Source organism: Nitrosospira sp. Nl5, from assembly GCF_900102495.1.
GTDB lineage: Bacteria > Pseudomonadota > Gammaproteobacteria > Burkholderiales > Nitrosomonadaceae > Nitrosospira.
The window spans coordinates 14,882-38,652 of the sequence record NZ_FMVQ01000002.1 but is presented as its reverse complement, the minus strand read 5'-3'; the positions used below and the strand labels follow the sequence as shown (position 1 = coordinate 38,652).

Below are 23,771 nucleotides of genomic sequence, written 5' to 3'. Positions count from 1 at the left end.
TGGATGATTATTGCGTGAGCCGCGATCCTGTCCCATGACGTGCTGGTCGTACGGCCATTTTCCGTTTTCCGCAATCCCTGGGTTTCGCTATAATACCGCTTTGTGAGGATCAACACATGGGACTGGTGGAAAAAGCTCTGACTTTCGACGACGTTTTGCTACTTCCCGCACACTCCGTCGTTTTGCCGCGCAATGTTAATTTAACTACTCGGCTAACTCGCACAATCTCCCTTAATATCCCGCTGGTTTCCGCCGCCATGGATACCGTTACCGACGCACGGCTTGCCATTGCCATTGCTCAGGAAGGAGGCATCGGCATCATCCACAAGAATATGCCGGTCGAGTCTCAGGCGGCGCATGTCGCCAAGGTCAAACGGTTTGAAAGCGGCGTAGTAAAGGAGCCCATCACCATTCCCCCAAGCATGACGGTGCGGGAAGTGCTTAATCTCATCCACAAATACAAGATATCGGGTTTGCCGGTGGTGGAAGGTTCAAAAGTCGTGGGCATCGTCACCAACCGGGACCTACGCTTCGAAACCAATCTTGATCAACCGATCGAAAATATCATGACGCTGAAAGAGCGGCTCGTGACCGTCAACGAAGGCACCACGCGTGAAGAAGCGATGGCGCTGTTGCATAAACACCGGCTGGAAAGAGTACTGGTAGTGAACAGCGATTTCGAGTTACGCGGATTAATCACAGTGAAAGATATTATCAAGACGTCAGAGCATCCGAATGCGTGCAAGGATGATCTGGGGCGTTTACGCGTCGGCGCAGCGATAGGCGTCGGGGATGGCAGTGAGGAACGCGCGGAAGCGTTGGCCGAAGCGGGCGTGGATGTGATCGTTGTGGATACCGCCCACGGCCATTCGCAGAGTGTGCTGGACCGGGTGCAATGGGTAAAGAAGCGCTTTCCCGAAATCCAGGTGATTGGCGGCAATATTGCCACCGCTGCCGCCGCCAGGGCGCTGGTAGACCAGGGAGCTGATGGCGTAAAGGTCGGCATCGGCCCCGGTTCAATTTGCACCACGCGCATTGTCGCCGGCGTAGGTGTGCCGCAGATTACCGCAATCAGGAATGTGTCTGACGCATTGAATAAAACCGGCGTGCCCCTGATTGCCGATGGTGGCATCCGCTATTCGGGAGATATCGCCAAAGCAATCGCTGCGGGAGCCAACTCGGTAATGTTGGGTGGACTTTTTGCAGGCACGGAGGAATCACCTGGAGAAATCGAGCTTTTCCAGGGACGTTCCTACAAAACCTATCGTGGCATGGGATCGCTTTCCGCAATGCAGCAAGGTTCGAGCGACCGTTATTTCCAGCAGGCCGAGCAAGACGCCGAGAAACTGGTGCCGGAAGGCGTGGAAGGCCGGGTTCCTTTCAAGGGTAGCGTTATCGCCGTCATCCATCAGCTGATGGGGGGGGTACGCTCAGGCATGGGTTATCTCGGCTGCGAAACAATCGAGGAGATGCACGCCAAGGCCGAGTTCATCGAAATCACCTCCGCCGGCGTTCGCGAATCCCATGTTCATAATGTGCAGATCACCAAGGAGGCGCCAAACTATCACCTGGAATAGGCGGCGCAAGGATTTGTTATTATCAAGTATCAATCTCCGACACTGCCGCTTCACTTCTGAATCCGGCAGTTGATTGCTCATTATTCAGTAAAGGCTTTGACTTCTACAACTTCTGATTCCCTGATCTTTATGTTTTTTGGTGAGATCGCTACAGGCCGGATTTAGGATCATGCATCAAAAAATACTCATCCTCGACTTTGGTTCCCAATATACACAGCTGATCGCCCGCCGAGTCAGGGAAACGAACGTTTATTGCGAGGTTCATCCATATGACATGAGCCCGCAATTAATTAAAGAACTTGCGCCGGAAGGCATCATTCTTTCCGGCGGCCCCGCTTCTGTTGCAGAAGACGAAACCCCGCGCGCCCCGCAGATTGTGTTCGAGCTGGGTGTTCCCGTACTGGGTATCTGCTACGGCATGCAGGCCATGGCCGCCCAACTGGGTGGCGGGGTTGAAATTTCCAAAGTGCGTGAATTCGGCTATGCCGAAGTGCAGGCGGAAGGCCAGACCGTGCTGCTTCGGGATATTCACGACCGCACCGGTGCGGAAGGTCAACAGGTTCTGGATGTATGGATGAGCCATGGCGACAAGGTCACCAGGCTCCCCCCCGGTTTCAAAGTCATGACAAGCAATGCCGCCACACCTAACGCTGCCATAGCCGATGAGACGCGCAAATTCTATGGCATGCAATTCCACCCGGAGGTCACCCACACCCTGCAGGGCAAGGCCATTATCGCGCGGTTCGTACATGAAATTTGCGGCACAGGCCATGACTGGAACATGCCCGATTACATGGAGGAAGCGATCGGCAGGATTCGTTCGGAAGTGGGAGCAGATGAAGTTATCCTCGGTCTGTCCGGTGGCGTTGATTCATCGGTAGCGGCAGCGCTCATTCATCGCGCCATCGGAAAACAACTCACTTGCGTATTCGTGGACAACGGCCTGTTGCGCCTAAACGAGGCGAAGCAGGTAATGGAAACCTTTACCAGAAATCTGGGAGTAAAAGTCATCCATGTCGATGCCAGCGGGGAGTTTCTCAAGCACCTGCACGGTGTCGCCGACCCCGAACAAAAGCGCCGTATTATCGGGCGGGAATTTGTCGAAGTATTTCAGCATGAAGCCATCAAGATCTCTAATGCCCGTTGGCTTGCGCAAGGAACGATTTACCCGGACGTGATTGAATCCGCCGGCGGTAAAGCGAAAAATGCCCATACCATCAAATCGCACCATAATGTCGGGGGTTTACCGGATACGCTACATTTGAAATTGCTGGAGCCTCTGCGTGAATTATTCAAGGATGAAGTGCGTGAGCTTGGGTTGGCGCTGGGCTTGCCGCACGACATGGTATTTCGTCATCCTTTTCCGGGTCCCGGTCTGGGGGTGCGCATTCTTGGCGAAGTGAAGCATGAATATGCCGAATTGCTGCGGCGCGCCGACGCGATTTTTATTGAAGAATTACGCATTTCCGGCTGGTATGAAAAGACCTCGCAAGCCTTTGCCGTCTTCCTGCCGGTAAAATCAGTGGGAGTAATGGGAGACGGGCGCACCTACGACTATGTGATAGCATTAAGGGCGGTCCAAACAGAAGACTTTATGACTGCGCACTGGGTGGAGCTCCCGTATACGCTGCTGGCAAAGGTCTCCAATCGGATCGTTAACGAAATACGCGGCATCAATCGGGTGGTCTACGATATCTCGGGCAAGCCACCGGCGACCATCGAGTGGGAATGAACTTTATCACTGCCAGGTTTTCAGAAGTACCGAGAATAGCCATTAGATATTGAATTCGGTGTTTATGCGATCAACCTCTTGCACCGCTTTTTTATGCATGGTCTAACCCAAAAACCATTCTACGTTTTGATGAAGATAATTCTTGCCACGTCCGCCGCTCTTCTGCCAATACTGTTTCTCGGTAAGCCAGTACTGGCCGAAGGGGGAAAACCATCCGGGAACGAGAAAGCCCCGACCGTAAATTCAGCTGCACAAATCGTCGAGCACTACAATACCGACATTCAGGTTAAAGTAAAAAACGACGGTGAACAGATCACTGTGGACGCCACGTTTACCGTTCCGGTTCTGCCCCAGCAGGCGTGGGCAGTATTGACGGACTTCGATAACATACCCAACTTTATTTCCAGCATCCAGTCCAGTAAAGTTATCGACCGGTCAGGGAATAGCGTCCACGTGGCACAAAATGGGATAGAAAAATATGGATTTCTTACTATTTCACTTGAATCAGTAAGAAAAGTTAATCTATCTCCTTTTAAGAAAATTCAGGAGTATATGATCAGCGGCAGCATGCGCAAAATGGAAGAGACGACGCAATTGCTGCCGGAGGGCAACCACACACGCATTATCTACCATGCGGATATCGTCCCTGGTGCATGGATCATCAGACTTGCAGGATCGGCTTTCATCGAGAGCGAAGCGCGCAAGCAATTTCAGGAAATAGTAAATGAGATAATCAGAAGGAAGCGGCTGATAATTACCAGCGGATGATAAACTGCTCAACTCAGTGAAGGGGCTCTTTGATTCAGAGGTTGATACGATTACCCAGGGTAAGAGAACCCGTGATGGGGAACATCGGTGGTCGCAAAGTTACTGATGTTCCCCGTTTTTCATAATGCCGATAGATGGAGAGCAGTAATCCCCAAGCAGTCACAATGGCTTGCGTCCGCTTATGATTCTCAGCAGGACAACCACGATGGCGATCACCAGAAGAATGTGTATAAAGCCCCCCATGGTATATGAGCTCACCAGTCCAAGCAGCCACAGGATGACCAAAACAACAGCGATAGTGTAGAGCATGATATTTACCTTTTATGGTTATCGGCGATCAAAGCCGCCAACATTAACTTGCCACGGCCACCACTTAAACGCGCTCCTTGTGCCATGTAATTTTAAAATTCGGACAGCCTGCAATCGTTGCAGCCGCACATCCTAGGCCTCCCTCGTTTTCCACGCGGCACATCTTTCGCCGCGAAGCGCTTTAGCTGCTTCAATTCGCTCTCTTGGCATTCGCCCTTGCAGCGGCTTCCGCAGCTTTTGCTTCTTCCAGACAAATATCTTTTGCATTACCTGCCTGATCGTCACACCTTTCTTTAGCCACCGCGTAGTCAGCCTCCGCTTTTGCAGCGCGCGCCTTGTAGCGGTTTTCCTTTGAGGGTTCATACTTGGCTTCAAGCTCGGCCTTTGCGACTTCCTCCCTGCCCTTCACTTCAGCCAGGCAAATATCCTTTGCATTTTCAGCAAGCGAATCGCAGCGCTCCTTTTCCGCCTTGTGTTCACGTTCTATGCGGTCCTTCTCAGCTTCATACACATCCTTCGGCATATGCTGGCCTGCCATCGTCCCGGAACTGAAGGCAAAGCCAGCCGCGAACACGATGACACTGAATTTGCCCATGGTTTCCCTCGATCTTTTGCGCTTGTGTATGCTTATCGTATTGACCGGCGATATTTCGCGGCATGTCGCATCTGCAACATGCCGCTCCGCTTTAAACCGGAGGATACACATCCTTCTGGTTTCTTTCCCAATCGGAAATTTGCTCCTCCGCCTCTTCCTTGCTGATTCCATACGACTCCTGAATTTTCCCTGAGAGCTGGTCGCGTTTGCCCGCAATCGTATCAAGATGATCGTCAGTCAGCTGTCCCCATTGCTCCTTGACTTTACCTTTGAATTGTTTCCAGTTACCTTCCACTTGATCCCAGTTCATTTTTTTACTCCTCGGGTTATGATTAATTGATCGAATACCAGCAACTGTGTTTTACTTCTTGATGCTCATTTCGTTGATGACATTCTTTACACCCTCGACTCCTCGCGCCACGTCGGCCGCCCGGTCAATCTGAGTCTGGTTCTCCACAAAGCCGCTGAGCTGAACTTCGCCATCGCGTGTCACTACACTGATATCAGTGCTCTTGATGCTCCCCTCGGCGAGCAACGCGGCTTTGACCTTGGTGGTGATGATTCCGTCATCGATTTTTTCACCTGCGGAGGTGGTGGCAGCCTTTAACGTCATATTATTAATGACATTTTTAACACCATCGACCCCTCTCGCAACCGCCGTCGCGCGATCTATCTGAATTTGGTTGTCCACGAAGCCACTAAGTTGGACTTCACCCTTGTTTGTCTCGACTTTGATATCCAGACCCTTGACAACATCATCCGCGAGCAATGCGGATTTCACTTTGGTGGTAATGGCGCTATCATCAATCGTTGTACCCACCGTCGTTTCAGCCTCGGGTTTGGGCGCTCCGGGTGTAGCCGCCTTCTCCTCGGTTTTTCCGCAAGCTGCAATGGAGAGCGCGCTGATGAGCGTTACGGTCAAAACAAGTAATTTATTGTGCATATTCATGCTGTTTTTCTCCATGTAGAAGTGAAATAAAATCCGCCGTGGTTCGCCCCAGAGCTGGGCTCACGCTCTGCTCGGTACCAGTATCCACAGTTATGATAATCTTCCTTTTTCCGGTAACTGTTCAGTGCGCTGGCGTACATAATTAGAAAAAAGGTGGTACCGTTGAATTGCCTGGCTGCGGCCCGATGCAGGCCATAGGACGCCAGTTCCGGACGTTTGAGCAGCTCCGTGGAACGCTTTGTTGGCTAAATGGGAATAAAAGGCTCGCAGGCCGTAGCTTGGTCTGCGAGCTACCGAAACGCGGACGCCTTGATTAGAATTTGCAGGGCATGGAATTTACGAAAGCACTTTGGATTTGCGGCGTTTCGCACCCCTTCTATCAGCCCGCGCTGAGAGTATCGGGCCTATTTAAGCACGAGTTGCGCCTGAATCTGGTCGAAAACTCCGCCATTGGAAAAATGCACCTTCCGCGCTTCCTTCCAACCGCCAAAGACCCCGTCAATAGTGAAGAGATCGAGGGGTGGAAACTGCATTGCATATTTCACCGCAATCTTCTCATCACGCGGGCGATAATAATGTTTGCCCGCGATATCCTGCGCTTTCGTGGTGTAGAGGTAATCGAGATAAGCGTTAGCGACCTCGCTCGCACCGCCCTGATCGGTTGCATTGTCAACCACGCTGACTGTGGGCTCGGCCAGGATTGACAGGGACGGGGTAACTATCTCAAACTTATCCCCATCCGGTCCTCTGACAACCAGGTGGGCCTCGTTTTCCCACGTCAACAGTACATCGCCGATGCCACGCTCGATGAAGGTCGTCATCGCGCTGCGGGTCTCGGAATCCAGCACCTTGACGTTGGCAAACAATTTCTTGACGAATTCGAGTGCGCTCGCTTGACTGCCCCCGGGTTGATTGAGCGCATAGCCCCATGCCGCCAGATAATTCCAACGGGCGTTATCTGAAGTCTTTGGATTGGGGGTGATCAATTCGACACCGGGCCGTGCGAGGTCATGCCAATCTCTCACCTTCTTCGGGTTACCTTTGCGTACCAGAAATACAACGGTCGAAGTATAGGGCGAGTTCTGCGGGATAGGCTCCTGCCAATCAGGCAGTGCGAACCTGCTATTTTCTTTTAGCGCATTTCGATCATAGAACAAGGCAAGGGTAACCACATCAAGTCCGTCTATGGCAGCATGAATGGGCACGCCCGATTTGCTCTGTGCCTGCTTGACTGTAACGTCAATTCCGGATCGTGCTTTCCAGTGTCTGGCAAATGCCTTATTGAAGTCCTCGTACATTTCCCAGGCAGGATCGGGATGATTGCTGTAAGAGATATGCAGGGCTGCGGCCGCCGCACCCAAACTAAGCAGAATTACGAAAACCGCAAACACAAGACGGGAGCGATATGAATGCATTTCATTTCCTCCTACGTTAAAGTAATAACCAGGATGGGAATTTAGCTTTTTTTTGTTTCAGCAGCATTGCATGAAAATGAAGAAATTGCGTAAATTTCATGCCTTTCTGGGACAATCCCCGTGCGGCGTGCGCTGGGACAGAGTATGTAACCCACTCTTTATAACGGCATCCTAAAGAAAAGAAGGTCAAGTGGCGTAAGAAGCCTTGCAGGTCAGGCGCCGGGCTGAAAACGAAGGTCAGACGCCGGGTCAGACCCAGGCCTGTTGGAAAAATGCCAATTCAAGACCCGCCATGTATAGAATTTAGCTGTAATACGAAATTGTCCGGTAAAGGGAGAACGATACGGGTGAATATAAAAAGCTTTACCAAATTTTCCAACGTGGCCCTCGCGCTCCTGCTGACAAGCATCGGAATGCTGGTATTTCATTCGCTGAGCATTCGAGACAACATTAACAGCAATGAACACCGGCGATTCCGTGCAATCCTGCTTGCCGATGAGCTACTTCAAAGCTCCGAGGATCTTACCAATATGGCGCGCAATTACGTGATCACCGGAGATCCGCTCTATAAGGATTATTTTTTTTACATACTCGATATCCGCGAGGGCAAACGGCCACGCCCGCTGAATTATTCCGCCACCTATTGGCACCTTGCCGCCGCGGGAAAAGTTCCTACCGTCGACCGGGGCGATACGGTTCCTTTACTGGAAATGCTGCGCAGGGAAAATTTTAAGGAGGAAGAATTTGCACTGTTGCAGGAAGCAAAGATAAATTCGGACAGGCTGGTCGAAGTGGAAAGAGAAGCATTCGCGGCCCTGAAAGGCCTATATGACGACGGGCGAGGAAATTTTACGGTACGCCGCGCGCCCAACCGGGGATTCGCCATAAGCTTATTGTTTGGCGAGGGCTATAGCGCCAAAAAAGCCAGCATCATGGCGCCAATCCAGAAATTCAGGGATTTGTTCAATGAACGCATGCAAGCGGAATCAAACATCGGGCTGGCCCGACTTGAGCGCCTCCTCATGTCCGAGATGGTGCTCATTTTCATCGCCCTCCTTGCTACGGTGGTTATCGTTTTGTATACCCGTCTCGGAATACTGCTGCCTCTGGCCGAACTCGGACGTCAGGTGGCCGGCATCACCCGCGGCATCCGACCCAGCCGTTACGGCAAAGCCACGAACAATGAAGTGGCGGAACTCGGTGAAGCATTAGTTCTGGCAGATGCGGAAAAGAGGCAGCTGCTTGAAAAGGAACGCATCGCCAGGAATGAGGCGGAGCGGGCCAGTCAACTTAAGGACGAGTTTCTGGCAACGCTCTCCCATGAACTTCGCACACCGCTGAATGCAATCCTGGGGTGGGCACAGCTCATCTTGAGCGGAACCATGAAGAACGAGGACGTTCGCCGGGGCCTGGAAACCATCGAGCGAAATGCTCGGGCACAAAATAAGCTCATCGAGGACTTGCTTGAAATGAGCAGCATCATCTCCGGAAAAGTCAGGCTCGATATGCAGCGATTGGACATTGCCAGCCTGGTCGAAGCAGCAGTTGAGTCAGTGAACCCCACCGCTCAAGCCAAAGGCATTATCCTGCAAAAATCAATTGACCGGCGGGTGAGTCCGATATCGGGTGACTCCAACCGGCTGCAGCAGGTCTTCTGGAATCTCCTCTCCAATGCGATAAAATTTACCCCCAAGGGTGGCAGAATAGAAGTTGTCGTTGAGCAGATAGGCTCGTACCTCGAAATCAAGATCAACGACTCGGGCATGGGTATTTCACCGGAGTTCATGCCCTATGTTTTCGATCGCTTTCGGCAGGCCGATCCTTCGCTGACTCGACAGTATGGCGGGCTGGGTCTGGGCCTCGCCATCGTCAAGCAACTGGTGGAACTGCATGGCGGAACAGTTCGCGCGGAAAGCGCTGGGATGGGTAAAGGAGCATCATTCACCGTCAACCTGCCGCTTGCCGCCGTGAGTTTGAGTACTAATGGAAAAAAGGAGCCTTTATCCCTGAAGCGGAGTCCCTTCGACAGAGCGAATCTTCTGCTCCCCGGGATAAAAGTGTTAGTGCTTGATGACGAGCCAGACGCCCGTGATCTTATCAAACAAATATTGATTCACTGTCAAGCGAGCGTAATCGCTGTCGGAACTGCAAGGGAAGGATTGGAACTTTTAGGGACCGAAAAGCCGGACGTCATTATCAGCGATATCGGAATGCCGGAGAAGAACGGATATCAATTCATTCGAGAGGTGAGGAGCCTTCCTGCCGAACGCGGCGGCAAGATCCCGGCGATCGCGCTCACGGCATTTGCGCGCCTGGAAGACAGAATCACCGCAATGGCTGCCGGCTATCAGGAGTATCTTACCAAGCCGGTCGAGCCGCAGGAACTGGTTGCCGCAATTGACAAACTGCTGGAACAAGAGGAAGAACCTGCCAAGCCTTAGCCGGGGCATTCCTGAATCGCCAATTCACCGTAAAGTATATTGTCATTACTTCGTTTACTCGAACGCATGTGTATTACGACGACATAAACTCGGGCGACAGCTGCCAAGCCCAGGCATGCAGCCATTACTCTACCTGGTACGGCACAACTCTCCATTCCTGATTCAGCAAAAGCGCGCCCTTATTCCTGGTATTTCTCCTATTGATCTAATGTTTCGTCATTAGATCTCAATCTGAAAGCGTATTTTTCCACCATAGGCGTAACGCGTTCCGGCATCGATCCTGCGACAATATGACACATGTGACAATATGCCACATTGATTTAATGATATGAATAATAAATACTCGGACGCATCGGTATTGCTGTTGAATATGCCGATAGCGATGTTTTTATTTTCTTATCTTTAACGTTAATGGGGAAACTTCCATATGAAAAAAACACTTGGATACGCATTTCTTCTGGCCGGCACGATCTCCTTGCCCGCAAACGCCCACGTTGGCTACAGCAGCCGTAATTTCGGCACCTTTAGTGATATCCACGCCATATCCACCGTCTCGGACCAGGCAACGACCGGTAACTATGGCTGGATCGATGGAACCGATTCCGATTTCGGCGACAGCCACAATTTGCGCGCCTATCGCTTCACCCTGGATGAGCCTGCCACTGTTTCGCTCACGTTCAAACAGGCGACTTCTCCAGTCACGGACCATCACGGCAACGTTTCCACTTCGCAACTGGGACTGATACCCGCATTTTCGCTCTACCAGGGCCTTGCGCATATCGCTCCGCAACCTGCGGATTATGATGGTGCGAATATATCGCTAGCTAGCCGTCCTGGCCATACCGAGGGCGCATTCAGAGCGTTGAACGACTGGTCGATTGGCAACGATCCCGGCAATCTTAATGGCATGTCCATGCCAGCCAGCTTGAGTTTTTTCAGGTATATCGGACATGCCTCCGATGGCACGAGCTTCGACTCCGATGGGACGCTTGATCACGTGGTTTCAAAAACCTTCTCAAACCTGGCAGCGGGTGATTATTCGGTGTTCGTAGGCGGCGCCGACTATCTTGCTCAGAATACAGCCAATCCCGATCTTATGACCAGATATGGCGTTACGGGCACCCTGGTGACGGGCGTCGTACCCGAACCGGAAACCTATGCCATGCTCCTGGCCGGCCTGGGTTTGATGGGCGCAATCGTCAAGAGGCGCAATGGCAAAGCCCTAGCAAATAATCACACCGTATTCTGACGCTTTTTCCGCCGGTTTCTTTAGCGTAAGCTTTCGTCCGTGAAACCGCGTTCAGGCATAAGGGAAAGATGAAAGAAGAAAGTCCGGAGCGATGCTATCGCTACCGGACCGGGGCGCCTTTCAAGGGGAGGGAAAGAACGACACCCAGAGGCAGTATTCGTTATTCCAGAGAGACGCTCTGTTCGGTGAACCACATAAAAATAATGCAAATTGCAAATTGTTTTCCGTACGCTTACCTGGGTACACAGTCATCTTATCCTTCATGTGCAAGTACTGGCGCCACTTCCACCGTATCCCCGGAAACGAGTCTGGCGCTAGCCGCGTGCAGCCATGGACCTACTTTTGTCTCCACATCACATCACAATTTTTTTTGGCGGCTGCCTCGAGTAATTCAATTAAAGGCAAAGCGCGATATGCCAGACTCACAGTTTGATCATTGATATCCTTGTCCTGGATATTTCCGGATGGGTCGGCCGCCGCCGATTTTTCTATCTCAATAGCGCGCTTTAAACTGTCACGCGCCGCCGGGACATCCTCGGCCAGTATCGCGCTGGGTACTGTTCCGCTGTGCCCCATCATTTTCAGCAGCCGTTGCCCGACATCGCCAAACATCGTTATGTCGGCATGGGCGTCGCATGTGAATGTTATGAGCATATGAATGTCCTCAAGAGGCCATTTCCTTTCCGTGTAAACCGGCGGGAACGTTGACGGTAAAAAATTACCCCCAAGTGTGATCCGACGTTATGCGATTTGTCCGACGAGATTGCAAGGTTGCTCAACCTCTCGCCGTCTGCTGGCGGCAATACCAAGGACGAACAGACCGCCAATGAACATGGCGAAGATCCCAGGCTCAGGCACGGCAGCGGCGAGACCCGACGCAATGACAGAATGCGCATAGGTGGTAGGGTGGAAGTCGTCCCAATAAAGGAAACTGCCAGGATCGGTGCAAGATACTGCCAGACACGCATTTTGCACATCCGTAAACCCGTAACTGAGGGGATCTGCAATGACTCCATTCAGGAAAGAGTAGGTATCGAACTGAAAAATGTCGGTAGTGGGAAACTGTGCGCTCAAAGTTCCCAACTGGCTCGCTAATTCCTCGTTGAAACTGAGAGAAAAGGCCTGGGCCTGAGTCTGTACGGCATCTCCCTGGGTTCTGGCAAAGGGCGTCTGGCCCAAGTCCCCGAGATTCGGCACAAGTATATGCTTTGCACCCGCCGCCGCCAGCTCACCCACATATCCACTGACATTCCGGGCAGCCATAATGGGAGAATCGTTTGTCAGATAGTCATTCCCACCCCCCCATACAAAATACAACGCATTGGAGTCGGCGTGCCCGCCGGAGTCCTCCATATATTGTTCCAATTCCCCCTTCATGCCCGGCAGGGGAAATATGCCCGGGACGGGAATCGGAAGCAGGTCTCCCGGCTCAGTCGCAGTGCCTCCATCGCCAATGTTTCCAATACCTGTCGTGGAGCCCCCTACCGCATAGCTGTGAAAATTTGCGCTAGTCACTCCTCCCGGAAAAAGAGAGCCTGCCAGATACTCCGTGGCGACTGGCCCGTTGGAAATGCGTCCTTCGAAGTAGGGAGGACAGGAATGAGAAGGATCGCAATTATTAGCCAATATCTTATAGATACTCATCTCGGCGGAAGGGCTGCTTCCCACGTCGGACAGACTATCGCCGAAAGCATACAGGCTGCCGAAGGGTGCCGCCGAAACGCTACCTCCTGTCAGTAGCGCAAAAAGCGCGACGAAAAGCACTCGTGTTTTCATGATCGATCTCCTAGATTTATTTGACTTATTTGGACGACAGAAACCGAATTCCTTGATAACTATTCTTTGCGTCAGCGCGGTAATGGCAAATGAAACTGGCTTTTCACACTCTGATATAAGATATATCGTTGCTCGCTGCTCGCGGGCCGATGCCGCTCCTCACCGGTATCTTTTATAGGGGATTACCCACGCTGAAAATCTATCGATCATCATGGTTCCTGATCAATAGGCCAATCAAGACCCCAAGTCCAATTGCAATTCCAACGGTGCGCCAGGCATTTTCATGGACGTAATCGTCGGTTATTCGCGCCGCGTTCCTGGACTTGTCGACTACGGAATTCTCGAAATCCTGAAGGTAATCCTTGGCGAGATTTAAGTTCTGCTCGATCTTCTCGCGCAAAACCTGGGCCTTGTTTCCACTCTCACCGCTCACGGATTTCATCAATTCCTCGGTATCGGTAATAACCGAGTGAAAATCTTTGATAAGCTTTTCCTTGCTCTCTCTCGCGGCAGATCTGGTCATCGTTTCCTCCATATCAATACAAATAAATAATATACATCCACGCGTATAGCGCCCGCTCAGCTTCGGTTTTCAACTTCTGTTATTTATCTTCCCGGTCTTTCGGAGGATCGTCTGTCTGGCAACGCACATACGCGGCATCAACTTCACCGTATGCTTTACTCGTCTGCACGCCGTCGGTCAAAGCTATTTACTTGTCAGCGATTATAGATCGTCAATCGGAATTGGAAAAAGCGAGGACGCAATGCCATATCTTCACACCCCTAAACAAAACCTTTTTTTGGCTGCTCTCCCTGAAGAGGTTTACGAGCGCCTGAAACTATGCCTTGAACTTGTATCCCTGCCGCAAGGATGGGCAGTGTACGAAAATGGCGGCGAAATAGACCTCGTATATTTCCCAACTACCAGTATTATTTCCCTGCTTTCCATCTCGGATGGCGGAGAGTCGGCGAAGATTGCCGTTATCGGTAATGAAGGATTGTTCGGCATTGCCATGCTTATGGGGAGAAAAACCACCCCAAACCGTGCAGTGGTGCAATGTGGCGGTTATGGTTACCGTCTTAAAGCAGCGAATTTAAGAAAAGAATTCGAGCTTGGCAGTCCGCTACGTTACTTGCTTCAGCGTTACACTCAAAGCCTGACTGCCAAGATTGCTCACACGACAATGTGCAACCTATCCCCGACTCTTGGCGCCGGCATCTCGATAATCGGCACTTCTCCGTCCCCGATAAATACCGTATAACCGCATAAGCATCGACCTCATCGGGATCAACTGGGTCGACCTAAATCTCCACTCATGCGCTGACCGGAAACATCGGCAATTAACCGTGGGATTTCAAATTCTCTTTCAGTATGAAGTTGCCATCACTTGGAGGAATTCCTTAGCCGAGCTTCAACAGCGTGCTGGACTCTGTCATCGACCAAGGGAATGACAGAATCATGTTGTTCGACTCCGTCGATAGTGAGGCTTTCCTTGTCATCTTCTGTCTGGATGACAGTAATGCGATAGGCTGTTTCCCGATAGCGATAGTTCACAGTGAACGTCTTCCAATCCGCGGGCAGGCAGGGCTTGAAGTACAATTTGTCTTCCTTCAACGTCAACCCCAGCAGGGTTTCCAGCATCATGCGGTACAACCAGCCGGCAGAACCCGTATACCACGACCATCCTCCACGTCCGGTATGCGGAGAAAGCGCATAAACGTCCGCGGCAACAACGTATGGCTCGATCTTATAGACCGCAACCGCTTCCGGCGTCTGCGCATGATTCACCGGATTGATCATACCCAGCAACTCCCATGCCCGCGCACAATCTCCCAATGCGGCAAAGGCCATCGTCGCCCAGATGGCCGCATGCGTGTATTGGCCTCCATTCTCGCGCACACCCGGGACGTAGCCTTTTATATAACCGGGATTCAACGATGATTGGTCAAAGGGCGGGTCGAGAAGTTGAACCAGACCTGCGTCCCGCCGCACAAGGTACTGATTCACCGCTTTCATTGCCTGCTTTTGGCGCTCGCCCGCGCCAGCTCCAGACAATACCGACCAGCTCTGGGCAATCGAATCGATTCTGCACTCCGGATTGGTGGAAGATCCCAGTGGAGAACCGTCATCGAAGAAGGCACGGAGATACCATTCACCATCCCAGCCGTGCCGTTCAATATTCTTTCGCAACAGGCTAGCCTCCTTTTTGCAGCGTTCGGCAAAGGCCATATCGCCACGCCGTTGCGCAAGATCGGAAAATTGAATGAGCACGTCATACAAAAAGAAAGCCAGCCAGATACTTTCTCCGTGTCCGTGGAACCCAACCAGATTCATCCCGTCGTTCCAGTCACCGCTGCCCATTAGCGGAAGGCCATGCTCACCGAATCGAAGGCCATGCACGACCGCGCGCACGCAGTGCTCGTATAAATCCGCAGACTGCTCGGAGCGAACCGGCAAATCGTAGTACGAATCCTCATCGGCGCCGACCTGGCGCCCTTCAAGGAAAGAAATGGATTCGTCCAGCACGCCGGTATCGCCGGTAGCGGCAATATAACGGCAGGCCGCCAGGGGCAGCCAGAGATAATCATCCGAACAGCGCGTCCTTACGCCGCGACCCCCTGGCGGGTGCCACCAGTGCTGAACATCCCCCTCGATAAACTGACGCCCCGCTGATCGCAGCAGATGCTCGCGAACAAGGATGGGTTCAGCGTGAATCAGGGACATCACATCCTGCAACTGATCACGGAATCCGAAAGCCCCCCCGCTTTGATAGTAGCCGCTACGCCCCCACAGACGGCAAGCCATTACCTGGTATACGAGCCAGCCGTTGACCATCACGTTGAGGGAAGGATCGGGCGTCTCCACCTGTACGGTGCCGAGCGTACGTCCCCAGTAGCGATGTATTCTTTCCAGGACTTCATGCGCCACCCCCGGTCCACGGAAGCGCTGCATGAGCTTGAGAGTATCTTCCACGTGAAAACCGACGCCCAAACGGAAGACAATTTCCCGTGTTTGGCCATCCAGCAACTCAAACGGAACCCGGATAGCGCCGCAGGGGTCGAGACCAGGCCCTACTCGCCCTGAAAGCTCTCCCGAAGCCATTGCTGCCGGATTGTTGAAACTACCATTGCGGCCGATAAATTCGGTGCGGTCGCCGGTCACACTATGCGTCGTATCATCGACATCAAAAAAAGCGACGCGGCCGGGGAATTCGTTATTATAGGGATTGCGTGCAAGCAAGGCTCCGCTTGGCGGATCGATTTCAGTGACAATATGCATTCTGCTCTTCTCCGGCAGATCACCCAATACCCATTCGACGCATCCTGTTGCCGAAAGCTTGCGCAGCCGCCCCGATTCATTACGCACTTTCAATACCGCAAACTTCACTGCCGCATCCAGTGCCACATAGACCCAGAGCTCGGAATGAATGCCGTCCTCCGCATGCTCAAAAACACTGTAACCGAATCCATGCCGGGTAACATAGCGCGTCGCTCCCCGTTTTGGCAGGGGCGTGGGCGACCAGAAATAACCGCTTTCTTCATCGCGCAGATAATAAACCTCCCCGCCGGGATCACAAACGGGATCATTGTTCCAGGGCGTCAAGCGGAACTCATGCGCGTTTTCCCCCCAGCTATACGCCTGGCCACTTTCGGAGAGAACGGTTCCGAACTGCGAGTTTGCCAGGACATTTGACCACGGTGCCGGAGTTGTCAAATCCTGCCCGGTGGTTATGATATATTCGCGTCCATCGGGAGTGAATCCTCCTAGCCCGTTGTCGAAAAGCAGCGCACGGTGCGGCAATTCATCGATTTGAGCAGGATCGGGCTGACGAACCGGCTCCAACCTGATCGCCGGAACCGGCAAGTCTGCGGGAATTCGACGCGTGATCTGCTCCGCCAGATCACCTTTGCTGTCAAAAATAATGACCCGTGCAACGGTTTGCAACAGGATACGGTCCTCGGAAGCAATCTGTTCGGCGCGGCGAATGAAAACACCGCCTGGACGGTCAAGCACATGGGCTTCAGCACTGCCGATGACCAACCCCATGATGTGATCGTGCAGGAGCTGCCGATAGCTGGAGTGGTCTTCGTTCCAGATGATCAAATCAACCGCCAACCCTTTCACGCGCCAGTAGGCATGCGCTTGCACCAATTGCCGCACAAGATCAATATTCGCTGCGTCGCTGATCTGCAGCAGCACAATCGGCAAATCGCCGGAAATGGCATATCCCCATAGTCCCGACTGGCCGCGCTGATTCTTGCTCAGCACAACGTCATCGGCACGCAGATACGCATTCGCATAGAGCACCGAGCCGGCCAAGCGGCCAAACAGTTGGGCATCGGTCTCGGTGGCGTTGAGCTGCCGCAATACGACCAGACTATGCGTCCAGGCGAGGTCAAAAACACGGTCCGACAAATGCTGATCCTGATATTTATCGACCAGGCTCATGGCGGCGTGACGCGAATCGCCCGCCCCGGTAACGATATCGATTGTCGCAGACTCGCCTGGTTCGATGGTAACCCGCTGTCGAATCGCCACAATCGGGTCAAGAACCGAGCCGGAGCTCCCGGAAAGCGGCGCCGGATCGACCATCGCCAGTGGTGCCGACACATCCCTTCCACGTCCGATGAATGCCATCCGGTCTGTCTCGTAGGAGATTGATTCGGTCGCGATTCCACGTATCGCCATTAAATGAAACATCCAGGGTACCGAGTCGCTCTGGGAGCGTGGCCGCCGGCTGCAAAGAATCGCGTGCCGGTCGGAGAGTATTTCCGTCTGCACAAAAAGATTACCAAAAGCCGGTGCTTGCGCATCCGCTACCGGCGCTGCAAGTACCACCTCGGCATATGACGTGACTTCGATGGTGCGATGCGTCCAGGCACGGTTGGTGATTCGAACCCGTCGCAACTCGATGTCATCTTCGGGCGACACCGAGATCTCCGTGTGCGTGTCGAAATCGAGATCGCGGCGACGGAATTCGACACGTCCTTCGGAAAAAAGAACTCCATAACGCTTTGCTTCTTTTAACGTAGGCTGGTGAGTATTTGACCAGAACTCGCCACTCGCCACGTCGCGCAAATAACAGAAACTGCCCCAGTTGTCGCAAGTGCTGTCTTCTCGCCAGCGGGTGACGGCAAGATCCTTCCAGCGGCTACTTCCACCTCCGCTATTGGTAACCATGACGTGATACCGGCCATTCGATAGAAGTTGTACCTCTGGAATCGGTGTGTTCGCGGTTGTCAGCATGCGCATCGGCATGTCTGGAAGCTCCTTGGTCACGCGAACATCGGGGAGCTCGGCAGCTTGAGAACGGAAAAGCGTAGGCTTCGGAATCCGCTCCTGAAGCAACAGCATTGTCGCCTGAAATGACGGCTCGGATTCGAACCGCCGTTGCATCGGGCGATTTCGCAACAGGTATACCAAGGAGAGCAGGCTCATACCCTGGTGATGGGCCATAAACGAGCGCACCACGGCGCGTGTTTCGCCGCGCCGCAGCCGTGTCGGCGTATAGTCGACCGCCTCATAAAAACCAAATTTGCCAGCCAGGTCTTCCCCAGCAAGCCGTTGAAGGTTACGGCAAGCAGCCTCCGGCGCGATCATTAAAGCCAGCACCGAAGCATACGGGGCGATGACGAGATCTTCCCCGAGACCGCGTTTGAGTCCAAGACCAGGGACGCCAAATGCGCGATACTGATAATTGAATTGAACGTCGACAGCATTGTAGCCAGATTCTGAAATACCCCAAGGTACTCCACGTTCCTCGCCGTATGCGATTTGCCGATCCACCGCGGCCTTGCAGGTCTGATCGAGAAGCGTGTTGTCAAACGTCGGCATCACCAGTAGCGGCATGAGATACTCGAACATCGAACCGCTCCAGGATAACAAAACGGGTTCTCCGCCGTAGGTGGTAAGCATCCGGCCCAGCGCAAACCAGCTTTCCTGCGGCAGTTCCCCCTGTGCAATCGCGACGAAATTGCAAAGTCTCGCCTCCGAGGCGAGCAAATCGTAGTAGCTGGCATCCAGCCGACGTTCACCGACGTTGTATCCAATTGAAAGTTGCCGCTGCGCGTGATTGAACAGGAAGCCATATGCCATCTGCGCCATTTCACCTGCCTGAAGCGCAAGATGTTCGAGCGCGGCCAGCTGCTCGCGCGCACGCTCGTTATCCTGGCAGGCGAGTTGCCGCAAGGAAGGAATCTCGCCGGTACGCGCTGAGTTATTTCCACCTCCCTCCGCGGGGGCAAGGCTGATCAGGTCAGCGAGCGCTCCTTCGCATTGCCTGTTCAATACCTGCGCCCATTCATACGCTTCACTGGAGGAAGCTGTCTGCGGATCTTCCGCCATCTCCTGGACCAGTATCCTTGAGCAGGCAACCAACCGGTCGAGATCAACGCGTGCGCTCTCAACGGTAAGGGGACGAGTTCCGGCCGCGGCCATGAGTACCTTTTCGAACTGTGCCAGAGCACTTGCGGAGGGAGTTCCCGCTATCTTTTCAAGAATCTGCAGGGTATCGGTTAATGCCAGAAATACTTGTTCGCCGATAACTGGTGCGTCGGCGAGCTCCAACAGTCCCGCGCGCAATATTAAAAGATGGCCCGCAAGGTTACCGCTGTCCACTGTTGAGATATAGCGCGTTAATGGTGCTTTCGTTTCTGTGTCGTACCAGTTGTAAAAATGGCCGTCGTGCCGTTCCAGCGTTTCCATTGATTCCAGCGTATTTGCCGTGCGCTCAATGAGTTGTCCAATACCGATGTAGCCAAAATCATGGGCGGCAACGTTCGCGAGCAGGGCCATGCCCATATTGGTCGGGGATGTGCGATGCGCGAGCACCGCGACAGGGTGCTCCTGAAAATTATCTGGCGGCAGCCAGTGATCCTTTGGCCCGACGAAGGTCTCGAAGAAGAACCAGGTCCGCCGTGCAAGCTGGCGCAAAAAATGTATTTGTCCAGCGGTTAGCTCCGCGCTCTTGGGAGGAAGCGGTTGACTTATCCACCAGGCAATCGCGGGAGCACCGGCCCATAACAACAGTATCGGCAATGCGGCGATCAATGCGAACGGTGACGTCATTGCGACTCCGCTCACAGCCGCGACTGCGGTTGTGGGGGCAATCCACATCGATCGAAAGGAAGCGCCGAGGCTGGTACGTTCCTTTTTAGCAACTGCCGAATCGGACTCGCGCTCGACTTCCCGCGACGGATTCCATTCGAGAAGCCGACGACGTGTGATCAAAAGCCGCACGTGGGTGCGAATGATCGCGTCGAGGCTGAAATATGCTTCGTAGGGAAGGCAGGCCAATGTAAATAATATTTGCCCGAAGTGTCGTCCCCCGCCACGCACCGAAGCAAGGATATGCTGTCGCAACGGCACGTCGAACGGCTTGTTCAGAAGATCGGAAATGATGGCTATTACCGCGGGAATAGCCAGTGTGCCAAGCACCGCCAACGTCCACAACCACGCATCGGGCAATGTCATCCATGCCAACAGCAGAAGCAGCGTCAAGGCCATCGGAACGAGGCTGCGCCGGAGATTGTCCATCAGCTTCCACCGCGACAATGCCGATAGCGGATTGGGGTGATAGCTCGCATCCATCCCCGGCACGCGTGATAGTAACCAGGTTGCCAGTTGCCAGTCCCCTCGAATCCACCGGTGGCGCCGACTCACATCTGCGCTATAGCGCGAAGGGAACCCCTCATACAACTGCACATCGCTCAATAATCCTGCCCGGGCATAGCATCCCTCCAGGAGATCGTGGCTTAGAATTCGATTCTCGGGAAGACGGAGGCAAAGCGCCTGTTCGAATGCATCAACGTCATAGATACCCTTGCCGACGAAGGAGCCTTCATGGAACAAATCTTGATAAACGTCGGAGACAATCCGCGTGTACGGATCAATCCCGGCTTCGCCGCCGAAAAGCCATGCGTATCGAGAGTAGTTTGTACTCGATAGGCTTACAGCGACACGAGGTTGCAGAATTCCATAGCCCTCCGTTATGAGGATGTTGTTTCCATCCGTGCCGGTCATGTCAAGCCGCGCACGATTCAACGGATGAGCCATTGCACCGACAAACTGATGAGCCGACTCCCGCGGCAATTGCGTGTCGGTGTCGAGGGTGATCACATATTTCACCTCGGGCAGCACATCGGTGTTGCCGATGATCAGCATGAATGCGTCGCTTCCCCCACCACGCAGCAGTGCATTCAAATCCGCAAGTTTCCCGCGTTTGCGTTCATGGCCCATCCAGAGCCGTTCACGCGGGTTCCACCGGCGCGGGCGATGAAACAGAAAGAACGGTCCCTTAGCGCCTACCGCCGAGCGGGCCGCTTCAATCGAATCATTGCCGGCCGGGCCGGGATACTTTTTGTTTAACTCTTCGATACTTTCACGTGCAAGCCGCAGCAAAGTTTCGTCTTCCGGAAGCGTTTGCCGGTCCGCGTCTTGAAAATCGGTTAATAAACCGAAATAAAGATTGTCGTCACGGTTGGCCAAAAATCGAACTTCAAGCGCTTCGGCAAGATTGGGAATATCAGAATTGCTGGTCAGCATTGTTGGAACCACTACCAACGTACGAAACGCCGAAGGTATTTCCACGGAAAAATTCATCCGTGGCAGCGAATGCGGCTTCACCAGCAATTGCGCTCCCCAGTTCACCAGCGCTATGGCCAGTTGGCTCGCCGCAAAGAGCGATAGAACGCCTATCACCCCCAGCAACCATTCGTTCGCGCCGTCGGCGTACGCCTTGAACAAGAGGCTGCCCGTGAGGCCCGTCGTTATTAGCACGATCGCACCGACGTAATAGAACAAGGGATGCCGACGGCCGGCCCGGCCAAGTTTTTCCGGGATTGACAGGCGTACCTGCGCTGCCTCCTCCAGGTCGGGCAAGCCTTTGTCAATCAGGTAAAAACCAACGTGGGCTCTGGCATTGCCGCCATCCGTTGCCGCCCTGTTACGCGCCAGCTTAAGCGCCCTCCGCGCAACTTCCACTTCCGATACAGGGCTTGCCTTGGCCAGGCGCTCCACCACATGCCGATAATGATCACGGGTAGCAAAATCCATCCGGCCGTAGACACCGCCCGGATCTTCCCGCAGTGTCTGCTCGACAATGCTGGTCGTTTCGACAAAATCGCGCCAGTCGATAGCGCCAAGCACGCGCAGGCTATTGATGCTGTTCGAGATCGAAACCTGGTCGGCCGCCTGTTGCTGATTTCCCGTCTGCACCATCTGGTCAATCGTTTGATTGGACTCAGCGAGCCGCTGCTCAATCCAGTTCAGCGGGAGCGTCAGCGCGGGCCCCTGCCCCTGTAATCGCCGCACCAATTCGGAAATGAAAGGCGTAGTCATCGGCGGATCAGAGCGCGCCATATCCGCGATGACAAGAACCAGACTCTTGGGATCTTTTTCGGCAATCTTTGTAATTTCGTCAGCCCAGGCATCCGCGAGGTTCCGGTCTGTACGGCCAGCGGCTACATGCACCCCAACGCGGCGGAGATTTTCGATCAACGCCAGCCGGAGCATAATGGGAACCGCCCATAATTCTCCCAACTGCAGATTGGTAACAGCCTGATACGCCGTGACAAAACGCCGGAGACTCTCCGTATCGACCCTGCCATCACCATGCGAGATAGCCTGCAGAGCAATGTCGTACACACGTGGAAGATTAGCCGATGTTCCCCGCGCAAGCAGGGGCAGTTCCCGGCTATAACCTTTGGGAAGATGACGCCGGGCAGTGCGGATCTGCTCTTCGATCAAATAGAAATTATCAAAAAGCCATTCGCCGGCTGGCGTTAGCGGCCGATCGGCTGTTACTGCTTCAGTCAGCACGTTACAAATACTGAACAACGTGCTTTCGTTCTCATCCAGCCGCGCCAGAAGCTGATCCGTGCCGCGACTCGAGGATAATTCGTGAGAGGCCGCAAGAATCCCGCCATAGAGCTCCATCTGGTCGGCGCTGAATAGCTCAGACCGCAGCGGCAGTTCCTTGCTGAGCGGAACACGTGGCCTTCCAATTTTGCGAAGCCGGGTCGTAATGGGGAGTAAAAGCTCAGAAACCATCGTGTCTCTAGCTTTCAATTCGAATATTCTCCAAGTTGTCGCGGTCCGTGAGGAACGCGATCAATGCTGGCCTTACGCGATGGTAATGGCGCTTCAAGCCCGCAGGTTGCGAAGCAAAAAGCGAGAGGAAATCCGAGAGAGGATGTCAGCCCTCTCTCACAATCATCACACCATTGAAAAAGGGAGATGACACCGCAATTGCAGGCGCACCGTTATTTGACCTGCATGGAATTCTTCACGGCTTTCACGCCCTCCACGGTCTTCGCAACCTCCACCGCTCTGGATATGTCGGCCCGATCGGAAACAAAACCACTCAACTGGACGGTGCCTTTGAACGTTTCGACGTTAATTTCGGCGGATTTCAGCGTAGGCTCGTTAAAAATCGCCGCTTTAACCTTGGTTGTAATAACGCTGTCATCGATGTATTCCCCCGTGCCTGTTGTTTTCGATGTCGATGCGCAACCCAGCATTGACATGAATAAGAGGGCAGCCATAATAGTATAAATATTTTTTAGTTGAGTCATAGTCGAACTCCGGTGATTGGAAGGGGGAAGTGAATTTATCAATCGATTTCTTTAATCAGGCAGTCACCTGGAAATTCCGCGGTGAAAACCTGTGACTCATAGTAGAACTCAGCTCATCCATAGTATGTACGGTATCGCACAAAATGGATGCGCGATAAGGGATAGTATGCCCGGATAAATGCTATTATGATTTTGTATGAGGCAGCGTGGCAGAAAGAAGTAGGAGAACCCGGCGTCGGCCGACACCTCTTGGTTCCATTTTATTCTCCCTGGGTTGCGCTTGCTTTTACAGTTCGCTGTCGTTAACAGCCTCCCGGACTTGAAGAAAATCGCTGCAAAAGGCATCTGGCCGGTTCGCATTTCGCTGCTTTTTCGGGCAATAGAA

Annotated in this window: 16 protein-coding genes; 6 read left to right on the top strand and 10 right to left on the bottom strand. The window is 53.2% G+C overall.

The window, feature by feature from the left end:
• The first annotated feature begins 116 nt into the window (after window positions 1–116).
• The 3 genes from guaB (at window position 117) to BLP45_RS02485 (ending at window position 4,077) form a co-directional block, all read left to right on the top strand.
• A complete protein-coding gene (guaB, locus tag BLP45_RS02495) occupies window positions 117–1,577 on the top strand; it encodes an IMP dehydrogenase (protein ID WP_090369492.1) in 1,461 nt (486 codons plus the stop codon).
• Between the two features lie 169 nt (window positions 1,578–1,746).
• Window positions 1,747–3,309 carry a glutamine-hydrolyzing GMP synthase gene (gene guaA, locus BLP45_RS02490; protein ID WP_090369490.1) on the top strand — a complete coding sequence of 521 codons (1,563 nt, stop codon included), beginning with the start codon at window positions 1,747–1,749 and terminating at the stop codon, window positions 3,307–3,309.
• Between the two features lie 129 nt (window positions 3,310–3,438).
• Complete coding sequence (locus BLP45_RS02485) at window positions 3,439–4,077, top strand: SRPBCC family protein (protein ID WP_256327667.1); 639 nt, start codon at window positions 3,439–3,441, stop codon at window positions 4,075–4,077.
• Window positions 4,078–4,236: 159 nt separating this feature from the next.
• Here BLP45_RS02485 and BLP45_RS14290 read toward each other — a convergent pair whose 3' ends face one another.
• From BLP45_RS14290 to BLP45_RS02465, 5 genes are all read right to left on the bottom strand, one after another.
• Window positions 4,237–4,386 (bottom strand): lmo0937 family membrane protein, encoded by a 150-nt coding sequence (locus BLP45_RS14290; RefSeq protein WP_143002376.1) that lies wholly within the window; start codon window positions 4,384–4,386, stop codon window positions 4,237–4,239.
• A 190-nt stretch (window positions 4,387–4,576) separates the two neighbouring features.
• Window positions 4,577–4,981 (bottom strand): hypothetical protein, encoded by a 405-nt coding sequence (locus BLP45_RS02480; protein WP_090370000.1) that lies wholly within the window; start codon window positions 4,979–4,981, stop codon window positions 4,577–4,579.
• 91 nt (window positions 4,982–5,072) lie between these two features.
• Window positions 5,073–5,291 carry a CsbD family protein gene (locus tag BLP45_RS02475; protein WP_090369487.1) on the bottom strand — a complete coding sequence of 73 codons (219 nt, stop codon included), beginning with the start codon at window positions 5,289–5,291 and terminating at the stop codon, window positions 5,073–5,075.
• A 51-nt stretch (window positions 5,292–5,342) separates the two neighbouring features.
• Window positions 5,343–5,930 (bottom strand): BON domain-containing protein, encoded by a 588-nt coding sequence (locus tag BLP45_RS02470; RefSeq protein WP_090369998.1) that lies wholly within the window; start codon window positions 5,928–5,930, stop codon window positions 5,343–5,345.
• A gap of 404 nt (window positions 5,931–6,334) precedes the next feature.
• On the bottom strand, window positions 6,335–7,345 hold the full coding sequence (locus BLP45_RS02465; protein WP_090369484.1) for a sulfate ABC transporter substrate-binding protein: 1,011 nt from the start codon (window positions 7,343–7,345) through the stop codon (window positions 6,335–6,337).
• Window positions 7,346–7,692: 347 nt separating this feature from the next.
• Between BLP45_RS02465 and BLP45_RS02460 the strand changes: the two genes are divergently transcribed.
• Window positions 7,693–9,786, top strand: a complete 2,094-nt coding sequence (locus BLP45_RS02460; RefSeq protein ID WP_090369482.1) for a hybrid sensor histidine kinase/response regulator — start codon at window positions 7,693–7,695, stop codon at window positions 9,784–9,786.
• Between the two features lie 427 nt (window positions 9,787–10,213).
• Window positions 10,214–11,035 carry an FxDxF family PEP-CTERM protein gene (locus tag BLP45_RS02455; protein WP_090369480.1) on the top strand — a complete coding sequence of 274 codons (822 nt, stop codon included), beginning with the start codon at window positions 10,214–10,216 and terminating at the stop codon, window positions 11,033–11,035.
• Between the two features lie 336 nt (window positions 11,036–11,371).
• Here BLP45_RS02455 and BLP45_RS02450 read toward each other — a convergent pair whose 3' ends face one another.
• From BLP45_RS02450 to BLP45_RS02440, 3 genes are all read right to left on the bottom strand, one after another.
• On the bottom strand, window positions 11,372–11,689 hold the full coding sequence (locus BLP45_RS02450; RefSeq protein WP_090369478.1) for a DUF1840 domain-containing protein: 318 nt from the start codon (window positions 11,687–11,689) through the stop codon (window positions 11,372–11,374).
• Between the two features lie 87 nt (window positions 11,690–11,776).
• Window positions 11,777–12,811, bottom strand: a complete 1,035-nt coding sequence (locus BLP45_RS02445; protein WP_090369476.1) for an SGNH/GDSL hydrolase family protein — start codon at window positions 12,809–12,811, stop codon at window positions 11,777–11,779.
• A gap of 199 nt (window positions 12,812–13,010) precedes the next feature.
• On the bottom strand, window positions 13,011–13,334 hold the full coding sequence (locus BLP45_RS02440) for an ElaB/YgaM/YqjD family protein (protein ID WP_090369475.1): 324 nt from the start codon (window positions 13,332–13,334) through the stop codon (window positions 13,011–13,013).
• A gap of 277 nt (window positions 13,335–13,611) precedes the next feature.
• Between BLP45_RS02440 and BLP45_RS02435 the strand changes: the two genes are divergently transcribed.
• The gene (locus BLP45_RS02435; protein ID WP_176754635.1) at window positions 13,612–14,073 is read left to right on the top strand and encodes a cyclic nucleotide-binding domain-containing protein; all 462 of its coding nucleotides are present in this window, start codon (window positions 13,612–13,614) and stop codon (window positions 14,071–14,073) included.
• A 122-nt stretch (window positions 14,074–14,195) separates the two neighbouring features.
• Here BLP45_RS02435 and BLP45_RS02430 read toward each other — a convergent pair whose 3' ends face one another.
• On the bottom strand, window positions 14,196–22,862 hold the full coding sequence (locus BLP45_RS02430; RefSeq protein ID WP_090369473.1) for a glycoside hydrolase family 94 protein: 8,667 nt from the start codon (window positions 22,860–22,862) through the stop codon (window positions 14,196–14,198).
• A gap of 212 nt (window positions 22,863–23,074) precedes the next feature.
• Complete coding sequence (locus BLP45_RS02425) at window positions 23,075–23,386, bottom strand: BON domain-containing protein (protein ID WP_090369471.1); 312 nt, start codon at window positions 23,384–23,386, stop codon at window positions 23,075–23,077.
• Window positions 23,387–23,771: the final 385 nt, after the last annotated feature.